This window comes from Streptomyces sp. NPDC051963, assembly GCF_044593495.1.
Taxonomy (GTDB): Bacteria; Actinomycetota; Actinomycetes; order Streptomycetales; family Streptomycetaceae; genus Streptomyces.
The window spans coordinates 1-19065 of record NZ_JBIUCC010000015.1; the positions used below are offsets into that span (position 1 = coordinate 1).

At 71.5% G+C, this 19065-nt stretch carries 11 protein-coding genes; 6 read left to right on the top strand and 5 right to left on the bottom strand.

What is annotated here, in order from left to right; translation table 11 throughout:
• Positions 1 to 385 precede the first annotated feature (385 nt).
• Positions 386 to 940: a MarR family transcriptional regulator gene (locus ACIHFB_RS42555; protein ID WP_365288103.1), complete on the bottom strand. Its 555-nt coding sequence runs from the start codon at positions 938 to 940 to the stop codon at positions 386 to 388.
• A 122-nt stretch (positions 941 to 1062) separates the two neighbouring features.
• On the opposite strand from ACIHFB_RS42555, the gene ACIHFB_RS42560 reads away from it, so the two are divergent.
• Complete coding sequence (locus ACIHFB_RS42560) at positions 1063 to 2337, top strand: MFS transporter (protein WP_400129729.1); 1275 nt, start codon at positions 1063 to 1065, stop codon at positions 2335 to 2337.
• Between the two features lie 15 nt (positions 2338 to 2352).
• On the opposite strand, the gene ACIHFB_RS42565 is transcribed toward ACIHFB_RS42560, so the two are convergent.
• Together ACIHFB_RS42565 and ACIHFB_RS42570 are read right to left on the bottom strand one after the other, a co-directional pair.
• The gene (locus ACIHFB_RS42565; protein WP_365288105.1) at positions 2353 to 3993 is read right to left on the bottom strand and encodes a SpoIIE family protein phosphatase; all 1641 of its coding nucleotides are present in this window, start codon (positions 3991 to 3993) and stop codon (positions 2353 to 2355) included.
• A 215-nt stretch (positions 3994 to 4208) separates the two neighbouring features.
• On the bottom strand, positions 4209 to 5576 hold the full coding sequence (locus ACIHFB_RS42570) for an NAD(P)/FAD-dependent oxidoreductase (protein WP_400129683.1): 1368 nt from the start codon (positions 5574 to 5576) through the stop codon (positions 4209 to 4211).
• 377 nt (positions 5577 to 5953) lie between these two features.
• Between ACIHFB_RS42570 and ACIHFB_RS42575 the strand changes: the two genes are divergently transcribed.
• Both ACIHFB_RS42575 and ACIHFB_RS42580 read left to right on the top strand, forming a co-directional pair.
• Positions 5954 to 6709 (top strand): helix-turn-helix domain-containing protein, encoded by a 756-nt coding sequence (locus ACIHFB_RS42575; protein WP_365288109.1) that lies wholly within the window; start codon positions 5954 to 5956, stop codon positions 6707 to 6709.
• Positions 6710 to 7066: 357 nt separating this feature from the next.
• Complete coding sequence (locus tag ACIHFB_RS42580; protein ID WP_400129684.1) at positions 7067 to 8983, top strand: sigma-70 family RNA polymerase sigma factor; 1917 nt, start codon at positions 7067 to 7069, stop codon at positions 8981 to 8983.
• Positions 8984 to 8986: 3 nt separating this feature from the next.
• Here the strand turns inward: ACIHFB_RS42580 and ACIHFB_RS42585 are convergent, their stop codons facing one another.
• Entirely contained in the window at positions 8987 to 12310 is a 3324-nt protein-coding gene (locus tag ACIHFB_RS42585) for a BTAD domain-containing putative transcriptional regulator (protein WP_400129685.1), read from the bottom strand.
• A gap of 276 nt (positions 12311 to 12586) precedes the next feature.
• On the bottom strand, positions 12587 to 14689 hold the full coding sequence (locus ACIHFB_RS42590) for an asparagine synthase-related protein (protein WP_400129686.1): 2103 nt from the start codon (positions 14687 to 14689) through the stop codon (positions 12587 to 12589).
• 681 nt (positions 14690 to 15370) lie between these two features.
• Between ACIHFB_RS42590 and ACIHFB_RS42595 the strand changes: the two genes are divergently transcribed.
• The 3 genes from ACIHFB_RS42595 to trmB all read left to right on the top strand — a co-directional run bounded on the left by ACIHFB_RS42595 (position 15371) and on the right by trmB (position 19063).
• Positions 15371 to 16795, top strand: coding sequence for an MFS transporter (locus tag ACIHFB_RS42595; RefSeq protein ID WP_365288117.1), 1425 nt, complete (start codon positions 15371 to 15373; stop codon positions 16793 to 16795).
• A 79-nt stretch (positions 16796 to 16874) separates the two neighbouring features.
• The gene (gene lhgO, locus ACIHFB_RS42600) at positions 16875 to 18116 is read left to right on the top strand and encodes an L-2-hydroxyglutarate oxidase (RefSeq protein ID WP_365288119.1); all 1242 of its coding nucleotides are present in this window, start codon (positions 16875 to 16877) and stop codon (positions 18114 to 18116) included.
• A gap of 119 nt (positions 18117 to 18235) precedes the next feature.
• The gene (gene trmB, locus ACIHFB_RS42605; protein WP_365288121.1) at positions 18236 to 19063 is read left to right on the top strand and encodes a tRNA (guanosine(46)-N7)-methyltransferase TrmB; all 828 of its coding nucleotides are present in this window, start codon (positions 18236 to 18238) and stop codon (positions 19061 to 19063) included.
• Positions 19064 to 19065: the final 2 nt, after the last annotated feature.

The following is a 19065-nucleotide window of genomic DNA, read 5'->3' on the forward strand; positions in this document are numbered from 1 at the left end:
CTTCCTTTGTACTCACCCGAGAGACTCTCTCGCGGCTTTCCTCCGGGCGCTTCCCTTCGGTCTTGCGTTTCCGACTCTATCAGATCCTTTTCTCGGCCTGACCCCCAGTCAGCGGGGTTTGTCTTCCCGGCCGTTGGGCCGTTCCGACGTCTCAAACCTTAGCGGATCCTCTCGGCGATTCCCAATCGAGCCGATCGGGGCTGTCGAGTCCCGATTCGAATTGAATTCGGGCATGCCGAATTCGACCCGGTTGGGAGGTCGTGCTGAGGTTTGGTTGCCGCTTGCGCGGCGGGAGTTGCTGTCGAAGAACCGTTACGGCTCCGCGGCAACCCGGAGAACTTTACGGATCGGGCGGGGGGCTGTCAAGCGTCCCCTGTCAAGATCTTTAATCGAGGTCCGTGAGGCGGCCGCCGGCGTCCGGCTGGGCGTGTTCCACCCTGCGCAGGAGGCGGGTGAGGACCTCGCCGAGTGTCATGCGCTCATCCGGGGACAGATCCTGGAGCAGTTCCTCCTCGAAGACGGACGCGAGGCGCATCGCCTCCAGCCACTTCGCGCGCCCCTCGGCGGTCAGCTCCACGATGACGCGGACGCGGTTGGACTCGTCGCGCTCGCGGGTGACCAGACCCTCGGTGACCATGCGGTCGATTCGGTGGGTCATCGCGGCCGGAGTGAGGCCGAGTCGCTTGGCGAGGTCGCCGGGGCCCATCCGGTAGGGAGCGCCGGAGAGGACGAGGGCCTTGAGGACCTCCCACTCGGCGTTGCTGATGCCGAGGGCGGAGGTCTGGCGGCCGTAGGCGACGTTCATACGGCGGTTCAGGCGGGACAGTGCCGAGACGATCTTCTCGACCTGGGGGTCGAGGTCCCGGAACTCGCGTTGGTAGGCGGCGATCTGCTCTTCGAGCGTCGGTTCGCTGACGCCGGTGCCTGTGGTGTCACCCATCGTCGGAGTATCGCACGGTCGCGCTTGGCGTTGAAGTCCTTCGGCATGTACTCTTTAGCTTCGAAGTTTAGACTTGAAGTCTTCACTCCTAACTACTGAGAGAGGTGAACGTGACCAGGGCGATGGGCGCAGCGATGCGCCGGATTCATGTGGGTAACGCACTCAGCGCGTTCGGGCTCGGCTTCACCGTCCCCTACCTGTACGTCTATGTGGCGCAGGTACGGGAGCTGGGAGCCATGACGGCGGGTCTTGTACTCGCCGTCTTCGCCGTGGCCGCGCTGATCGTGCTGCCGTTCGCCGGACGGGCCATCGTCCGACGGGGCCCGCTGCCGGTGCTGCTCACCGCCCTGGTCACTGCCGCGATCGGCGCGCTGAGCCTCGGGCTCGCGAGCAACGCCACGACCGTGTTGCTGTCGGCGGCCGCCCTCGGTGCGGGACAGGCCGTGATGCAGCCGGCGCTTGCGACGATGATCGTGGACTGCTCGTCGGCGGAGACTCGGTCGCGGGCGTTCGCGACGCAGTTCTTTCTCCAGAACCTGGGACTGGGCGTCGGTGGCCTCATCGGCGGTCATCTCGTCGACGCCACGCGCGTCAGCTCCTTCACGCTGCTGTTCGCGATCGAGGCGGCGATGTTCCTGTCGCTGGTCGTGGTGATGGTGACCGTGCGGATGCCGCACTCGCCGGGGATCGGGGACGCTCCGGTCGGTTCTGCCAAGAGCAGCTGGAAGCAGTTGACGTCCAACCGGGCCATGGTGCAGCTGTGCGTGCTGGGCTTTGTGCTGTTCTTCGCCTGCTACGGACAGTTCGAGTCGGGGCTCAGTGCGTACGGGGTCGAGGCGGCCGGGATCTCGACGTCCGCGCTCGGGACCGCGCTCGCCGCGAACACCGGGATGATCGTGGTGGCGCAGTTCGTCGTACTGAGGTTCGTGGAGCGGCGGAGGCGGTCGCGGGTGATCGCGGGCGTCGGGCTCATCTGGGCCGTCGCGTGGATAGCGGCCGGGTACGCGGGGCTGGGGCAGGGCAGTCAGGCCATGGCGACGGCTGCCTTCATCTCGACGTACGCGCTGTTCGGGCTGGGTGAGGCGATGTTGTCGCCGACGGTGGCCCCGCTGGTGGCCGATCTTGCGCCGAAGGGGCTGGCGGGCCAGTACAACTCCGCTTTCGCGCTGGTCAAGCAGTTGGCGCTGGCTGTCGGACCTGCGGTGGGCGGGCCCATGGGGGCCTCGCTGCACGCGCCGTACATCGTGACGTTCCTGCTGTTCTCGCTGGGGATCACCTACCTCGCCGTGCGGTTGGGGCGGCAGCTGACGGATGTACAGGATCGGCCGTGGCTGGAGAAGAGCCGGGTTGTCGTGCGAGGTGGGGCACCGGTGGGGTCGGTGTCTGCTGAAGCCTGAGGTGCGGGGCCCGCGTCAGCTCTTCGGGAGCACGAACTCGCACCACACCGCCTTGCCGCCGCCGGGGGTTCTGCGTGAGCCCCAGCTCGAGGCGATGGTGGCCACGATCGCGATGCCTCGGCCCGACTCGTCGCCCGGTTCCGCGCGGCGGCGTCTGGGGAGGTGATCGTCGCCGTCCGTCACCTCGATGATCAGGCGGCGGTCGGTGCGGCGGAGGCGGAGACGCATGGGCGGGGTGCCGTGCTGGAGGGAGTTGGCGACCAGTTCGCTGGTCGCCAGGACGCCCAGGTCGTGCAGGTCGGGCGGGAAACGCCAGCTGGTCAGGACGCCGGAGGCGAACGCACGCGCGCGTGGAGCCGCCTCGACGCCGCCGAGGAGTTCCAGGGCGGCATTGCGGAAGAGCTCGCCGTCGGGGCCCGTGCGGGCGGGGTGCTGGAGGACCAGGACCGCCACGTCGTCGTCGTGGTCGGCCGTGACGCCTGCCGTGCGGACCAGGCGGTCGCAGACCACCTGGGGCGTGCCGGTCGCGCCGGCGAGGGCGCGCTCGAGGCTCGCGATTCCCTCGTCCAGATCTTCGTTACGGCGCTCCACCAGGCCGTCCGTGTAGAGGACCGCCGTCGAACCCGGGCTCAGGGCGACCGTGCCCGACGCATGGATCCAGCCGCCCGTCCCCAGGGGCGGGCCTGTGGGCTCGTCCGCGCGGACCACCTGGCCGTTCTCGTCCCGGACCAGGATCGGCAGGTGGCCAGCCGAGGCGTACACCAGCCGCCCTTCGTTCGGGTCGTGGACGGCGTACACGCAGGTGGCGATCTGGTTGGCGTCGATCTCGGTCGCCAGGCCGTCGAGGAGCTGGAGCACCTCGTGCGGGGGCAGGTCGAGGCGGGCGTACGCGCGGACCGCCGTACGGAGTTGGCCCATCACCGCGGCCGCCCGGACGCCTCTGCCCATGACGTCGCCGATGACCAGGGCGGTGCGGCCGCCGCCGAGTGTGATCACGTCGTACCAGTCGCCGCCGACCGCGGCCTCCGTGCCGCCGGGTTGGTAGGTAGCGGCGATGCGCAGGTCGTCGGGCTGTTCGAGGACCTGGGGCAGGAGGGAGCGCTGGAGGGTGACGGCGGTTTCGCGCTGGCGGCGTTCGCTGGCGCGGAGGCGTTCGGCGGCCTCGGCGTGGTCGGTGACGTCGGTCGCGAAGATCAGTACGCCGCCGTCCTCCGTGTCCGTCACCGGGGTGCAGGTGAAGGTGTAGCAGCGGCCGTCGGGGGCCTTGCGGGACTTGACCGTGCGTGGCTTGCGGCTTCGCAGGACCTGGTCGAGGAGCGGGAACAGGCCGAGTTCGTCGAGTTCCGGGAGGGCCTCTCGGGCCGGGTCGCCGAGGGGGCGCAGGCCGAAGGCGGTCACATAGGCGTCGTTGACGTACGCGAGGCGGTGGTCGGGGCCGTGGATGAGGGCGACGAGGGCCGGGACGCGGTCGAGGACCTCGCGGACCGGCAGTTCGTCGACGGCGGGCGCGGACAGCGCCTCGTCGGTGAGCTGTTCGCCTCGGGCGGCGGGCACCGAGCTCTCGCCCCGCCGGTCCGGTGGGACCGCGTGATCGGTCCGCGCTGCGGCGCGGCGCTGCGTTCCGGGGAGCCGGGCGCTCCAGCGCGTGAAGTTCACGAATCCTTGCCTCGTGTCGTCGTCTTCGGCCAGCTCCGGACCCGGCCGGGGGTCTGGGGGGTGGCACCCCGGGGTTGCAGCACTGTGGGTGAGCCTCGTGGGTTCGAAGGGCGAGCAGGTGCTCGTCCGTGGGGGCGGGGACCAGTCTGGCAGGGTGGCCGCCCGGGCCGACATCCGTCAGACGCCGGTCCGGCCGGAGGAGTTCCTGAGTCCGGTCAGGTCGACCCCTTCGGGTCGTCTGAAGGCTTTCCACCGGCCGCGAGTTCGAACTCCGCTCGGGGATGTTCGAGTGATCCGAGGGAGACGATCTCCCGCTTGAAGAGCCCCGACAGCGTCCACTCGGCCAGTACACGGGCCTTGCGGTTGAAGGTCGGCACCCTGCTGAGGTGGTAGACGCGGTGCATGAACCAGGCAGAGTAGCCCTTCAGCTTGCGTCCGTAGACTTGTGCGACGCCTTTGTGCAGTCCCAGGGAGGCGACCGAGCCCGCATATTTGTGCGCGTACGTCTCCAGCGGCTCACCGCGCAGTGAATGCGCGATGTTGTCGCCGAGAACCTTGGCCTGGCGCAGGGCGTGCTGGGCGTTGGGGGCGCATTCCTTGCCGGGTTCGTCGGCGGTGACATCGGGGACGGCGGCCGCATCGCCCGCTGCCCACGCGTGCGTGGTGCCCTCGATCGTCAGCTCGGCGGTGGCCTTCAGGCGTCCGCGGCCGTTCAGCGGGAGGTCGGTGGCGGCGAGGATCGGGTGGGGTTTGACGCCGGCCGTCCAGACGACCGTACGGGTCGGGAAGCGCTGTCCGTCGCTGAGTACGGCGATCCGGTCCTCGCAGGAGTCGAGGCGGGTCTCCAGGAGCACCTGGATGTTACGGCGGCGCAGTTCGGTGACCGTGTAGCGGCCCATCTCCTCGCCGACCTCGGGCAGGATGCGGTCCGAGGCCTCGACGAGGATCCACTTCATGTCCTCGGGCTTGATGTTGTGGTAGTACCGCGCGGCGTAGCGGGCCATGTCCTCCAGCTCGCCGAGCGCCTCGACTCCGGCGTAGCCGCCCCCTACGAAGACGAAGGTGAGGGCCGCGTCGCGGATCGCGGGGTCGCGGGTGGAGGAGGCGATGTCCATCTGCTCGATGACGTGGTTGCGCAGGCCGATGGCTTCCTCGACCGTCTTGAATCCGATGCCGTGGTCGGCGAGGCCGGGGATCGGGAGCGTGCGCGAGATCGAGCCGGGCGCGAGGACCAGTTCGTCGTACGACAGCTGCTGTGCGCCCGCGCCCTCCTCCTCGGTGGCGAGGGTGGTGAGCGTCGCGGTGCGTTTGGCGTGGTCGATGGCCGTGGCCTCGCCGATGATGATGTGGCACTGGTCGAGGACGCGGCGCAGCGGTACGACGACATGGCGGGGGGAGATGTTGCCCGCGGCCGCTTCGGGGAGGAACGGCTGGTACGTCATGTACGGGTCGGGAGTGACGACTGTGATCCCGGCCTCGCCCTGCCTCAGTTCCCGTTTCAGCTTCTGCTGGAGGCGCAGGGCCGTGTACATCCCGACGTAGCCGCCGCCGACAACGAGAATGCGCGCACGTTCCTTCACCATCCCATGACGCACCCGACGCTTGCGTTTGTCCACAGGCTCGACAATTTGTGTGACCGCACGCCGGGGACGCCCCTAGTTGGCCGAATTGCCGGAGTGCGGGAAAAGTTCGCAGGTCAGCGGCGTGAGTCGGGTGGGAGGAGGGGGCGGAATCAGGACGTATACGGCCCGTACTCCGATCGGGGGGCGCTCCGTGCGGAACCTGCCCCTTCTGAATTGACCCCCGCTCAACTATGTTCGTGTGTCGACGGGGTGTAGGGGGATGCGCCTTCGGGCCGGCCGACAGGGCGGGCCCGTGATCCGGGTTTGTTCCCAATGCCCCGGCGTCCAATGGCGGGGAGAGTCTCCGGGGGGAGACGTCATTAACCGGGGGAACACGTATGCATATTCAGGACAATCATTGGTCGTCCGCGTCCGCTGTCGCGCCCGGTGGTGCGATCGGCATGGCGACGGGCAACGGACGTGCGGACGGTGGGCGGGCGACACCGCTGCGCGTGGATGCACAGCGCAATCTTGAGCACGTACTGCGTGCGGCGCGCGAGGTCTTCGGCGAGCTGGGATACGGCGCGCCGATGGAGGACGTGGCGCGGCGCGCACGGGTCGGTGTCGGCACGGTGTACCGGCGCTTCCCGAGCAAGGACGTCCTGGTCCGGCGGATAGCCGAGGAGGAGACCTCCCGGCTGACCGACCAGGCACGTGCGGCGCTCGGTCAGGAGGACGAGCCCTGGTCGGCGCTGTCGCGCTTCCTGCGGACGTCGGTGGCGTCCGGGGCCGGGCGGCTGCTGCCGCCGCAGGTGCTGCGCGTCGGGGTCGCCGACGAGGGCTCCGGAGTCGAAGAGGCCCGGGTGCCGCAGCAGCGCACCCAGCCGGGAGCCGGAGAGCTGCGGCTGGTCCCGGAGGAGACGTCGGTGATCGCCGCGGACGACGCGGGTGCCGCGGCGCTGCTCGAGGTCGTGGGCCAACTCGTGGACCGGGCGCGCACGGCGGGCGAGCTGCGAGCCGATGTGTCGGTGTCGGACGTACTGCTGGTGATCGCGACGGCAGCGCCCTCGTTGCCGGATGCGGCGCAGCAGGCGGCGGCTTCGGCACGGCTGCTGGACATCCTGCTGGAGGGCTTGCGGTCGCGGCCGGTGTGAGTGCGGGTGACCCGCCGTGTGAGTGCGGGTGGCCTGCCGGCCGAAGTGGCGACGCCAGGCGGGGGTGGTGTGCCGCCCCCGCTTCGAGTGCTGCCCGGGCCCTCCGCTTCAAGTGCTGCCCGGCCTCTCCGCTGCGATCGCGATCCCGAACGTTCTGCGCATTTCGGGCGGGAAGCTCAACTCCTACCCCACGAACGCCAATTGACCCTTCCCCGTACGAGTGACGGCTAGTACTGCATCGCGACAAGTCGCCACGGACGAGTGGAAGGTCTGCACTGCCGGGTCCTGAACAAAAGCCAATATGGCACTCTGACCGGGTGTCGGGACGGGTAGGGCAGGCGGCGGGGGCTTTCCGCGATGGGTGTTGACGGGCGGGACGGGTCACTCGGTGACGGCGAGGCGGAGCCCGGTGGGCTGACGTCGCCGCAGGTACCGAGCCAGGGCGGACGTGCGGACGTGCCGCCGGCCGGCGATCCCGTGGAAGGCGGCGTGCCGGCGCAGCGCAACCGGCGTGCGGACGAGCGGCGTGAGGACGACGCCCTGCCGCCACCGATCGACCTGCCGCCGTCCGATGCCGATCTGATCGAGCGGATGCGCTCGGGCGACGACACGGCGTACGAGGCTCTGTACCGGCGCCATGCGGACGCGGTGCGCCGGTACGCGCGCACCTGCTGCCGGGACGCCCACACCGCGGACGACCTCACCGCCGAGGTCTTCGCCCGGATGCTCCAGGCCGTGCGCGGGGGTTCCGGTCCTGAGCACGCCGTACGCGCGTATCTCCTCACCACCGTCCGCCGGGTCGCCGCGAACTGGACGAAGTCGGCGAAGCGGGAGCAACTGGTCGACGACTTCGCGGTGTTCGCCGACCAGGCCGCGCGGGTGTCCGAGGTGTCGGACGACGACACACTCGACCTGGGCGCCGATGTGCGCGCGATGCACGAGGCCGAGCAGTCCATGGCGATGCAGGCCTTCCGGTCGCTGCCGGAGCGGTGGCAGGCCGTGCTGTGGCACACCGAGGTCGAGGACGAGTCGCCGAGCGATGTAGCCACCCTCTTCGGGCTGGACGCCAACGGCACGCGCGTGCTCGCCAGCCGCGCCCGCGAGGGCCTCAAGCAGGCCTACCTCCAGGCCCACGTCAGCGCCACCCTCGCCACCGACGAGGAGTGCGCCCGCCATGCCGACCGGCTCGGCGCCTATGCCCGCGGCGGTCTGCGCACCCGGGCCGAACGGGGCCTGCGCAAACACCTGGAGGAGTGCGCCAAGTGCCGGCTGGCCGCGGGCCAGATCAAGGAAGTCGCCGGCGGTATCCCCGCCGTCGTACCGGTCGCGGTCATCGGTTGGTTCGGCGCCGCCGGATACGCCAAGGTGGCCGCGCTCATCGCCGGCGGCACGGGCGCGGGAGCGGCGGGTGCCGCGGGTGCGGCCGCTGCGGCGAGCGGCAGTTCGTCCGGCGGGGCGGGCGGCGGTGGCGGTGCGGTCGCCTCCGAGGGGCTGGGCGCGCCGATCAAGGCCGGTATCGCGGCCGGTGTGGTCGCGGTGGCCGTCGCCGCGGTGGCGCTCGCGCTGATCGGCGACGAGGATCCGCTCAAGGAACCGGTGGCCAAGCCGCCCGCGTCCTCGCCGGCGGTGCCGCCCGCGAAGGAGACGCCGGCGCCCCCGAAGCAGGGACCCGCGCCGAAGCAGCCGGTGGTCGCGCCCAAGCCGACGCCGACCCCCACTCCGACGCCGACACCCACGCCCACACCTACGCCGCCCCGGACCCCGCCCCCGAGCCCCGCCCCGACGCCTCCACCGAGCCCGACGCCCACGCCCACCCCGACCCCGGAGCCCCCACCGCCTCCGGTCGACTACCAGTGGAGCGAGCTGGCCTACGACGTCAGCGGCGACGGCACCGGGCCGGAGATGCGGATCGCCGAGAGCAGCTGGGTGTGGCAGCGGTACGGCATCTCGATCGCCGGCCAGCGGTACGCGCACGGCGTGACCGTGCACGGCAGGTCCTCCGTCACCATCGACCTCAACCGCGAGTGCACCTCCTACGACGCGCGGGTCGGCGTCGACGACATGACGCTGGGGCTCGGCAAGGTCCACTTCTCCGTCTACGCCGACGGGGTCCAGCTGTGGAAGTCCGGCCTGATCGGCGGCCGCGACCAGGCGGTCCCCGTCCATGTCGACCTCACCGGCCGCAAGACCGTAAGGCTGGTGGTCGAGCCGCACAGTGTCCTCGACAACCTGATGCTCGCGGACTGGGCGCAGTCGAAGTTCGCCTGTTCGTAGGGCTCAGCGGGCCTGTCCGGCGGGGTGGCTGCGCACCGCTTCGACGAGTTCGCCCTGCGCGTCCGCGGGGGTGAGGGCGGCGCCTCTGGTGCGCTCGGCCGCGTACCGGGCGGAGCCCAGAGCGGTACGGGCGACGGCCTCGGTTCGCTCGGCCACCGTGCGCCCGGGCAGTGGGCGAAGGTGGCCCTCCCTCCAGTCCTCGGCGGCGGCGAACAGGCGGACGGCGCGGGCGTGGTCGCCGAGTGCGGACACGAGCCGTGCCGCGTTTTCGGCGAGCTCTGCCGTGATCCATTCGGCGCAGCGCCATTCCACCGCCTGGCGCACCGCGTCCGCGAGGATCGGCAGTCCGTGCTCCGGGCCGGACTCGGCGGCCGTGATCGACGCGTCGAGCCCCTTCAGCCCCACCCGGAACTGGGGCGGCGGGGTGCCGGACGCCGACTCCACGCCGGCCGCGTCGCACAACTCACGCGCGCGTGCGACATCGTCCACGTCCAGAGCCATGTGGGCCCGCAGCATCAGGAGGAACGCCCGGGCGTCCACCACTGCGTACCGGTCGGCGGCGGCGCTCGCCTCGTCCAGCGAGACCAGGGCGGCGGCGCGATCGCCCGAGCGGTAGGCGATCTCGGCGAGCCGGGCCAGGAGGAACGGCGACTCGGTGTAGGCGCCCACCTCGTAGGCCAGCCGCAGGGCTTCGGCGTACTCCTTCTCGGCGTCCTCGAAACGGCTGCGTGCCATGGCCGCTTCGGCGCGCGCGCTGCACACCTGGGCCCTGATCCAGCGGTCTCCGATGCTCTGGCTGAGCTCCTGTAGTTCCGCGAGGTCGTCGTCCACACCCTCGAGCCGGCCGGACACGTCGATGACCATGTGCGCACGGAACATCAGAAGGACGGCGAGCTCCCAGTCGCCGCCGTACGTACGGCAGTTGGCGACCGCCCGGTCCATCATGCCGCGGGCGCCCGTCGAGTCCCGCAGATAGAAGTTGATCAGGGGCCACGCCAGGCCGGGCATGCGGGCAGCTGCCGGACCGCCCGGCTCGAAGAAGGCCCGCACACGCGCGATGTACGTCCGGTACCGCAGATCCTCCGGCGCGGGCGGCGGCTCGATCTCGGCCGTCAAGAAGAGGGCCAGCATCCTGAGCTCCATCCGCCGGGCGTGCAGCGGATGGCCGGACTCCCCGTCAGCGGCGGCGAGGTAGGCATCGATCGGGTCGGGCGAGCCGAGGGACGAAGCGACGCCACCCACCGCGCGGACACCGGGCCCATGGCCGGCCCGAGCCACCGGATCGCCGCTGCCCACGGCATCCAGGGCCGTGCCGAGGCGCAGAACCCGGTCGATCCACTCCACGGCCTCACGGCGGTAGTTGCGCAGCCAGCAGAACCAGCCCATGGCGAGGGCGATGGCACCGGCCTCCGCCTCGTCCCCGGCCGTGAGGGCACGATCGAGAGCCGCGCGGATGTTGTCCAGCTCCGTCTCCAGGCGGGAGATCCAAGGGAGTTGACCGGCGGAGTGGAGCAGGGGCTCGGCCTCCTCCACCAGGGCGCGCACCCACGCGCGGTGCCGGCGCTCGGCGGCCAGGCGCGCCCCGGGGACCTCGGCGGCACGCTCGACGGCGTACTCATGGATCGTCTCGAGCATGCGATACCGCATGCCGTCGCTGCCGTCTCGCCTGCAAGGGGCCGCCACTATCAGGGACTTGTCGACGAGCGCCCCGAGAAGATCCGCGACCGGACCGGTGCACACGGCCTCCGCCGCCGCGAGGTCCCAACCACCGGCGAAGACAGACACCTCACGCAGTACCGTCCGCTCCCCCTCGTCGAGCAGCTCCCAGGACCAGTCGACGACCGCGCGCAGGGTCTGCTGGCGGGGCAGGACCGTGCGGCTGCCGGAGGTGAGGAGGCGGAAGCGGTCATCGAGCCGGTCGGCGATCTGCCGGGGGGTGAGCAGCCGCAGCCGGGCGGCGGCCAGCTCGATGGCGAGCGGCAACCCGTCGAGACGGCGGCAGATCTCCGTCACCGCCGCCGTGTCCCGGAGCACGGCGGCCGCGTCGGGACGGACGGCGGCCGCGCGCTCCGCGAAGAGGCGGCTCGCCTGGTCGGGGACGAGGGGCTCGACCGGGCGCACCGACTCACCGGGTACACCCAGGGGTTCACGGCTGGTGGCGAGGATCGTGAGCCCCGGGCAGCGGGTGAGCAGTGTCTCGGCGAGGGCGGCGGCAGCGCCGATGACATGTTCGCAGTTGTCAAGGATCAGGAGCTGGCTGCGCGGGGCGCAGTGCTCTATGAGCAGGGCGACCGGGTCGTCCTGCTGGGCCGTCAGCTCGGTGGTCATCAGCACGGTCTCGCGCAGACCGAGCGCACTGACCACCGCGCCCGGCACCGCCTCCGGCCGGTCGAGCGGGGCCAGCTCGACCAGCCACGCCTGCGGCAGCCCGGCGGCGGCTTCCTCGGCGAGGCGGGTCTTCCCAGAGCCGCCCGGTCCGGTGAGCGTGACCAGTCGGGCCCTGTGCAATTCGGAACGAACAGCGTCGATTTCGGGTTCCCGCCCCACGAAAGAGGTAAGCCGTGGACGGAGGTTGCCGTTGCGAAGCTGGGGCGCCGCCGAAGAAGCCCCCGGCCGCTCCAACAACGCCTGGTGCAGGGCCCGGAGTTCCAGCCCCGGATCGGTACCGAGGCCGTCCGCGAGAGCGCGGCGCGCGGCCTCGTACGCAGCCAGGGCGTCCGCAGACCGGCCGGTGTCACGCAGGGCACGGATGAGAAGGGCATGCAGCGGCTCGTCGTACGGAAACGCCGCAGTCAGTTCCTTCAGCTCCGGTACGACGTCCTGAGCACGCCCGAGCCGCAGCCGCGCCTCGGCCCGGGCCCGGGTCGCCTCCAGACGCAAAGCCTCCGGACGGGCGGCAGCGGTCCGGTCCGCCAGATCGGCGAGTGCGGGACCGCGCCACAAGGCGAGCGCGTCGTCGAAGTCCCGGGCCGCGGTGGTCGGATCACCTTCATCGAGCGCAGCCGTGCCCTGTCGCACGAGGCCTTCGAACACAAACAGATCGACGTCGTCCTGCGTCGCCGTGAGGCGGTAGCCGCCGGGGTGCGAGGTGACGGCGTCCTTGCCGACGGCACGACGGAGACGCCCGACGAGAGCCTGAAGGGCCGCCGGGGCATCCAGGGGCGGGTCGGCCGCCCACACCTCGTCGATCAGCGTGTCCGGCGTGACGATGCGACCGGGATGCAGAGCGAGGGCGGTCAGCAGGGCGCGCAGACGCGGGCCGCCGACGGCCACGGCCCCGCCGTCACCGTCCTCCGCAAGGGCACTGCCCAGAATTCTGTACCGCACCGGCCCATTGTCACCGCCCCGACTGCGAGGAACACAGAATTCGCAGCCCCGGGCCGGTCAAAGCCCCCGGTGTGACCGCCAGCCGCGTACGGCGGCAAGGGGACGTGGCGGGGTGTCCGCCCGCAGCGGTTGGCGCGTCAACACGGGTGAGTTGGTAATTGACCGATTCCGCGCCGTTCCGAGGACGGACACCCCCGCCACGTCCCCGACCCCCACCCGCAGGCGCTACAGACACCCCCCACAAGCCGCCACCCCCCGCCGGGAGGCACAAAACCATCACCCCCGCCGGGCCGCAGCCCCCGCCCCCAGCGCCCGCCCCTGCGGAGCGATCCCCGCCGGCACCGCACGCGCACGTGCCGGCGTCCCGGTCCAGCAGGTCCCCCTTCGGGCAAGCAGACGACGAAGCCAGAGCTCCAGGGAGACCAGGTCGGCCAGGCCGTCCAGGGGCAACGGCTCACCCTCGGCGGCCGCCCTCAGGGCCTTACGGACGACACGGGCCTCGACCAGCCCGGCCTCGGCCAGGAGGGGCGTGCCGAAGAGGGACATCAGAGTCTCCGCGGAAACCCGCAGTCCCGTGCGCGCGGCGGCCGCAGAGGACGCATGGGAAGGGGCGCCCCACCCCGGCGGAAGATCCATGACCCCCGCGCCCTCCAGCACCGTACGGAGGATCGCCGCCCGCGCACCGGGCCGTACCCGCAGCGCCTCGGGAAGCGTGCGGCAGGCGCGGACCACCTGGTTGTCGAGGAACGGCGCGTGCAGCCGCTGGAAACGGATCTCGGCGGCCTGCTCCAGGACCCGTAGATCCGTGGCCTGACGGGCGAGTGCGGCACGCGCGCGGTAGTCACCGGGACGCTGCCCCGGACCCACGCCCGAACGATTCGTCGCGCCTTGCAGGAGAACCGATACTTCAGCGAGGGCCTCACCGGTCAGCCAGCGGGCGGCCGGCCCCGGTCTGCCCCAGGTGAGCGCGGCGAGGGACGCCCCCACGGCACCTCCGGGCTCGTCGAAGCGACGATGCAGAAGACGCTCGGCGAGGACCTCCAGCCCCGTCCGGTAGGGCGTACGGGCCAGCCGCCGGGCCGCGCCGTACACGCGCGCGGGAACGAGTACAGAGCCCCCGTCGGCCTTGGCCAGCGCGGCGACCGGTCGCACCAGATGGCGCCGCTTGCGGTCCATCAGCAGGTCGGCGAGGCGCGCCGGATGCGCGTCCAGGACCTGCCGGGCGCCGTACCCGGTGAAGTGGTCCGCGCTTCCGGCCGCGAGCCGGGCACGATGCCGGGCCGCCGTCACCAGACAAGGACCGGGCTCGTCCGTCAACGGCCCGTCCAGGTCGGCGTACGGCAGCGTCTCCTCGCCCCCGGTCACCACCACGTGGTGCAGCCGGGGATTGGCCGCCAGCGCACCCGCCCGCTCCAGCTCGGCCTCCCGACCGCCCACGGTCAGGTCGTTGAAGGTCACGGCCAGCAGCCGCTCCCCCGCCCCCGTACCGTGCCCGAGCACCGTCCCCGGCATCCCCGGCAGCCCGGCCGCCAGCAGCGCCAGCGTGCCCGAGGCGGGCCCCCCGGACAGATCCGCGCCGATCCCCGGAACCGGCATCCCGCGCGCGGCACGCCGCTCGGCGGGCCCCATCCCGGGCACCGGCCCGGGGTCGATGTCGGCGCCGGGTACATGCCGGGGCGCGGACAGACGCGCGCGTACGGCCTCGATCAGGGCGTCGCGCACCGCGTCCACGGCGCGGTCGGGGTCGGTCGAGGGCGCCGCGACGGCGAGGGAGGCGACCGGTTCGTACCCGGCGATCTCGCGCGCCCCGGCGCGCAGGATCAGCGCATGCCCCGGCGGAATCCGCCGTACGCCGTCGTACGGGGTGGAGTCGTGCAGCGCGGCGGGTACGTCGGGGGCGGCCAGCAGCGCGGCGAGGTGCCCGAAGTCGAGGTTGGCCTCGATGAGGTCGGCCAGGGGCAGCGCGGCGGTCGCATAGGCCGTGCCGCCCGCCCAGGGGGTGTAGAACACGGGGCGCGCCCCCGCGAGATCGCCGCAGACCATGATCCGGCGGCCGACCTGGACGACGGCCGTGTAGCTGCCCGGCCAGGCCGTCAGATGCCGAAGTGCCCCTCCGCGCGCGGCGAACAGCCCGACCCGGAGCTCCTCGTCCGTCGCCCCGCAGGTGCCGAGGACAGCGATCCGGTTCTGGGCGTCGGCCTTCACCACCCGCACCTCGTCCGGGCGCCAGTCGCCGACCGCCCACAGCGGATCGGGGTCGCCCCACAGGAGTTGGGAGCCCACGGGGTGCAGGGTCTCGCCCTCGTGTCCGGTGGCGCCGGCCGAACCGGGCTCAACGGCGCCCGCGGCGGTGCTGCTCCATCCCACCAACCACCGCATCGACGCCTCCACAGGCTGTGGACAACCAGTGCACCGCACGAACCGGTTCACCATGCTGCCATGAAGGACGCACCCCAGAGGGGCGGTGGGACCGCTTGTCCTCGGGAAACGCGCCTGAGTGGAGATACCCGGAATCACCCGAACAACCGCACGGGAGAGGGAATCTGCGACGCGAATGCGCCCCCTATATGCTCCCCAAAAACACCGGATGCGCCCTCAAGTCCCATGGTAGGAGGGGTAATCGCCCGCAGAACAGGGGGTCGGTTTTCGGCCAAATCGCCGACGCGGGGACAGCCTTGCACACGCTCCGTACATGCCCTGCCCATCGCAGGGTGAGCGCACAGTCCGGGAGGCGGAGTTCGCCTCCCGGACCGGTCCGCCGCCCGCGGGGATGTAGGCGGCGGTGTCCCCCAGCCCACTGGATCCAGTACAGCGGGCCGACCCACGCACGATCCATGGAACCGCTCCCCCGATGGCCGGAGAAGAGCGCACACACGGGCGCACGGCCACACATCGGGAGCACGCCGCAACAGTCCGTACCTGACCCGCACTTCAGTACGGACCACAATCCCGCCAACCGGAAGAATGCCCCTTAACGCTTGGGATGCGGCGAACTACGCTGGGTTTACGAATGCCGCGTGGTTATGCCAGCGCGGCAGCCGTCTGTGTCGAGGGGTGGCCATGTCCAGGGAGCAACGCGGGCCGAACGAAAAACTCGGCGCCGTTCTCGCCCTCGCGGGAATCAGCAACGCAGGACTCGCGCGACGCGTCAACGACCTTGGCGCTCAACGCGGGTTGACTCTTCGCTACGACAAGACGTCGGTGGCGCGCTGGGTGTCGAAGGGAATGGTGCCGCAGGGCGCGGCGCCACACCTCATAGCCGCCGCCATCGGCCAGAAGCTCGGCCGCCCTGTGCCGCTCCACGAGATCGGCCTGGCGGACGCGGATCCCGCACCCGAGGTGGGCCTCGCCTTCCCCAGGGACGTGGCACAGGCCGTGAAGTCGGCGACGGAGCTGTACCGTCTCGACCTCGCCGGCCGCCGCGCCGGCTCCGGCGGCATCTGGCAGTCGCTCGCCGGGTCGTTCGCAGTCAGCGCATACGCAACGCCCGCCTCACGGTGGCTGATAACCCCTGCTGACAGCTCGGTGGCACGGGACGCGAACCCCGCGGAGGGTTCCGGAGCACCGCTCAAAGTCGGCCACAGCGATGTGCTGAAGCTGCGCGAGGCCGCGGAGGACGCCAGGCGCTGGGACTCCAAGTACGGCGGCGGCGACTGGCGTTCATCGATGGTGCCGGAGTGTTTACGGGTGGAGGCGGCGCCGCTGCTACTCGGCTGCTACTCGGACGAGGTCGGCAGGGCACTGTTCGGGGCGAGCGCCGAACTCACCCGTCTCGCCGGGTGGATGGCCTTCGACACCGGCCAGCAGGAGGCCGCGCAGCGGTATTACATCCAGGCGCTGCGGCTCGCGCGCGCGGCGGCCGACGTGCCCCTCGGGGGGTACGTGCTTGCCTCCATGTCGCTCCAGGCGACATACCGCGGCTTCGGCGACGAGGGCGTCGATCTCGCGCAGGCCGCGCTGGAGCGCAACCGTGGCCTGGCCACCGCCCGCACCATGAGCTTCTTCCGGCTGGTCGAGGCACGCGCGCACGCACGCGCGGGTGACGCCCAGGCCGCGGGGGCGGCCCTCAAGGCCGCCGAGGGGTGGCTGGAGCGGTCCCGTGAGGGGGACAACGATCCGTCCTGGCTCGGCTTCTACTCGTACGACCGTTTCGCCGCCGATGCCGCGGAGTGCTACCGCGATCTGAAGGCGCCGCGACAGGTCCGCCGCTTCACGGAGCAGGCGCTGTCGAAGCCGACGGAGGAGTTCGTGCGGTCGCATGGGCTGCGGCTGGTCGTGTCGGCGGTCGCGGAGCTGGAGTCGGGCAACCTCGACGCCGCGTGCGAGCAGGGCGTGCGGGCGGTGGAGGTTGCGGGGCGCATATCGTCGGCCCGCACCACGGAGTATGTGAAGGATCTTCTGCATCGGCTGGAGCCGTACGGGGACGAGCCGCGGGTGGTGGAGTTGCGGGAGCGGGCCCGGCCGCTGTTGATGGCTCCGGCGTAGCGGCTGCGGCACAGAGGCTTCGGCGCAGAACCGGTTTCCTTCGCAGATCCCTGCGTTTGAAGTGACTGTCAGTGGCGCAGTGCACTATCGAAAGCGGGAGGTGGTGCTGGTGCGGTCGGAGATCGCGTACGACTGTGACGTGCTCGTGATCGGCGGTGGGATCGTCGGGCTGTCGACCGCGTATGCGATCACGCGGGCCGCGCCGGGCACGCGGGTCACGGTGCTGGAGAAGGAGGGCGGACCGGCCCGGCACCAGACGGGGCGCAACAGCGGCGTGATCCACAGCGGGATCTACTACCGACCGGGCTCGCTCAAGGCGCGGTACGCGGTGCGGGGCGCCGCCGAGATGGTGAAGTTCTGCGCGGAGTACGGCATCGCGCACGCCGTCACCGGCAAGCTCATCGTCGCCACCGACCGGGAGGAGCTGCCGCGGCTGCACGCGCTCGTGCAGCGCGGCCGGGAGAACTCCATTCCGGTGCGCGAGCTGGGCCCCGCACAGATCGCGGAGTACGAACCGGAGGTCCGCGGAGTCGCCGCGATACACGTCGGGACGACCGGCGTGTGCGACTTCGCGGGCGTCGCCCGGCAGCTGGCCGACGCCTCCGGCGCGGAGATCCGCTACGGCGCGGAGGTCGTACGGGTGGACCGGCGCCCGACGCTCGGAGTGGCCGTACGGACGCGGGACGGGGCGGTCGTGCGGGGGCGGGTGCTGGTGAACTGCGCCGGGCTGCACTGCGACGAGGTGGCGCGGCTGACCGGGGACGATCCCGAGATGCGGATCGTGCCGTTCCGCGGGGAGTACTTCTCGCTGACGCGACCCGAGCTGGTGCGGGGGCTGGTGTACCCGGTCCCGGATCCGGCGTTTCCGTTCCTCGGGGTGCATCTCACGCGCGGGATGGACGGCGGCGTGCACGTCGGGCCCAACGCCGTGCCCGCGCTGGCGCGCGAGGGGTACGGCTGGGGGACCGTGCGGGTGCCGGAGCTCGGCGCGGTGCTGGCCTGGCCGGGCGTGTGGCGGATGGCTCGACGGCACTGGCGGTACGGCGCCGGGGAGCTGCGGCGCTCGGTGTCGAGGGAGGCCTTCGCCCAGGCCGTGCGGAGGTTGGTGCCGGCGGTGACCGCGGACGACCTGGTGCCGACCGCGGCGGGGGTGCGGGCACAGGCGGTCCTGCGGGACGGCACGCTGGTGGACGACTTCATGATCCGGGAGGGGCAGCGGGCCGTGCACGTACTGAACGCCCCGTCTCCGGCAGCGACGGCTTCGCTGCCGATCGGGCGGGAGGTGGCTCGGAGGGCGTTGGCGGTGTTGGGTGGGGTGTGAGGGTGCCCCGGTGCTGTGAAGGTGTCCGGCCGGACCGGCTGGACGCGGCCGAAGCGGCCCCGTCCTCAGGGCACCGGACGGGCTGGATGTCTCGCGCTGCCAGTAAAATCGACCGCACTGTGTCTGAGACTCACCACGCCCCCGAAGCCGAGCACACTCCCGGTGCCTCTGTTCGTCACACCCGTGCCAAGGGGGAGCCGCGGTTTCCCGATGGGCCGAAGGCCGATCCCGCCGGGTCGCATTTCGAGCGGCGGATTCGGAGTTTTCAGCCGCGGCGCAGCAGGGTGACGGCGGGACAGGCCGACGCGTTGCAGCGGCTGTGGGCCAAGTGGGGGCTGGACATCGACGGGCAGCAGGTCATCGACCTGGCGGAGTTCTTCGGCAATGCGGGCCCGGTCGTGCTCGAGATCGGCTTCGGGATGGGGGAGGCCACCGCCCAGATGGCCGCAGGGGACCCCGGCACCAACATCCTCGCCGTCGACGTGCACACCCCCGGCCAGGGCAATCTGCTCAACCTCGCCGACCACCACGGCCTGTCCAACATCCGCGTCGGCAACGGCGACGCCATCATCCTGCTCCGCGAGATGCTCGCCCCCGACTCCCTCGACGGGCTGCGCGTCTACTTCCCCGACCCCTGGCCGAAGAAGCGGCACCACAAGCGGCGCCTGATCCAGCCGGAGTTCCTCAGCCTCGCCGCGACCCGGCTCAGGCCGGGGGCGATCGTGCACTGCGCGACCGACTGGGAGCCGTACGCCGAACAGATGCTCGAGGTGCTGAGCGCGCACCCGGACTTCGAGAACACCCAGCCCGACGGCGGTTTTGCGCCCCGTCCCGACTTCCGGCCGCTCACCCGTTTCGAGGGCCAGGGGCTGGACAAGGGACATGTCGTGAACGACCTGCTCTTCCGTCGCGTACAGCACCAAGACCGTCCCCCCACCGGCGCCTGAGC

Bases quoted from the DNA above. Each gene is read 5' to 3' on its own strand.
- ACIHFB_RS42570 (WP_400129683.1), bottom strand. From the start codon at position 5,576: ATGGTGAAGGAACGTGCGCGCATTCTCGTTGTCGGCGGCGGCTACGTC.
- ACIHFB_RS42560 (WP_400129729.1), top strand. From the start codon at position 1,063: ATGGGCGCAGCGATGCGCCGGATTCATGTGGGTAACGCACTCAGCGCG.
- ACIHFB_RS42595 (WP_365288117.1), top strand. From the start codon at position 15,371: ATGTCCAGGGAGCAACGCGGGCCGAACGAAAAACTCGGCGCCGTTCTC.
- ACIHFB_RS42555 (WP_365288103.1), bottom strand. From the start codon at position 940: ATGGGTGACACCACAGGCACCGGCGTCAGCGAACCGACGCTCGAAGAG.
- ACIHFB_RS42580 (WP_400129684.1), top strand. From the start codon at position 7,067: ATGGGTGTTGACGGGCGGGACGGGTCACTCGGTGACGGCGAGGCGGAG.
- ACIHFB_RS42575 (WP_365288109.1), top strand. From the start codon at position 5,954: ATGCATATTCAGGACAATCATTGGTCGTCCGCGTCCGCTGTCGCGCCC.
- ACIHFB_RS42590 (WP_400129686.1), bottom strand. From the start codon at position 14,689: ATGCGGTGGTTGGTGGGATGGAGCAGCACCGCCGCGGGCGCCGTTGAG.